Source organism: Planktothrix paucivesiculata PCC 9631, from assembly GCF_900009265.2.
In the GTDB taxonomy this organism is placed as follows: Bacteria; Cyanobacteriota; Cyanobacteriia; order Cyanobacteriales; family Microcoleaceae; genus Planktothrix; species Planktothrix paucivesiculata.
In genome coordinates, this window is sequence record NZ_LR735144.1 from 1 (window position 1) to 1210 (window position 1210).

1 protein-coding gene is annotated in these 1210 nt (G+C 45.3%); it reads left to right on the top strand.

Going from position 1 to position 1210, the window contains the following annotated elements:
• Window positions 1–119: 119 nt before the first annotated feature.
• Window positions 120–1210 (top strand): ParB N-terminal domain-containing protein (locus PL9631_RS25860; RefSeq protein ID WP_197046545.1); only part of this gene is annotated, 1091 nt, incomplete at its 3' end.

A 1210-nucleotide genomic window follows, 5' to 3' on the forward strand; every position in this document is an offset into this window, starting at 1 on the left:
AACATAGTGGAAAATTTTCCACTATGTTCGGTTTGATTCATTTCGTTCAGTGAAGCGATCGCTTAAAATGGCGAGTATACTTAATCCCAAATAATTAAACTGTCAACAAACTATCCCACTTGTCCTCTCTACCCGATGCCCACTCCACTCTAACAACCGTAGACCCCAAACTCCTCAAACCCCATCCCCGCTACCTGAAAATCTATGGTCGGATGAACATCGAGGAATTGGTCGAACAAATTCAATTGTCCAATTGGATTAACCCCATTCTCATCACCCCAAAACAGATTATTGTTAGTGGTCATCGACGCTGGCAAGCTGCCCTACAATTAAAGTGGAGCGCCATTCCCGTTGAAATTCGAGCCTTTCCCAACCGACTCTGTGAACTCGAAGCCCTCCTGAGTGAAAATCTCGCCCGACCCAAAACCCGGGAACAAAAAGTTCGAGAAGCCAACTCTTGGAAAGAAATTGAATCGGCGCGCGCCAAACAACGGCAAGAAGCCGGACTTAAAATTGATGAACCCGACAACCTTATGGATATATTTTCAGAAGGTAGGAAGGGAACCACCCGTGATTTAGTTGCTGCTAAGGTGGGTTTGGGTTCGGGTGTCACTTATACTAAAGCGGCTAAAGTCGTGGCTCAGATTGATTGGGAAATCAAAGCCGGAAACGAAGAATGGGCTGATGCTTGGCGTTCAATTCTCAACACCGTTAGTATTCAAGCGGCTTATTCCTTACTGAAACTGCCTCGAAAACAACAAAAACAAATCTTAGATTTAATTGCTACAGGTCAAGCTCGGACTCCCAAAGAAGCTGCTCTACTGCTGGCCGAAGAAGCCAGTCTTGATGACCCCCGCTTATTTGTATCGGGGGACTTTGCCGTTGTCAACATTGACCCGAACCTAACCTTTGCTCCCTCGGACAATCGCTGGAATGGGTATTGGGGAAGGGTGGAAGGCACAGGAACTTCTGGGTTAATTGTGCTGAACTTGGGGAGTGAAATGCTGCAATTTTACAGTCGAGATTTAGTAGAAATTGATGAGCCAACAGAGGAATTTTTACAAGTTGCTTCAAAGGTATTACGACTCCGAAGTTTGGACTTAGATGAACTGGAAATCGCGTTGCTGGATGTGTTGCAACAGCGTGTAGAATTTACGCCTCGACAACTGCTGTATCTGGAATATTTGGAAAAAGTTTTAACGTTACCTCG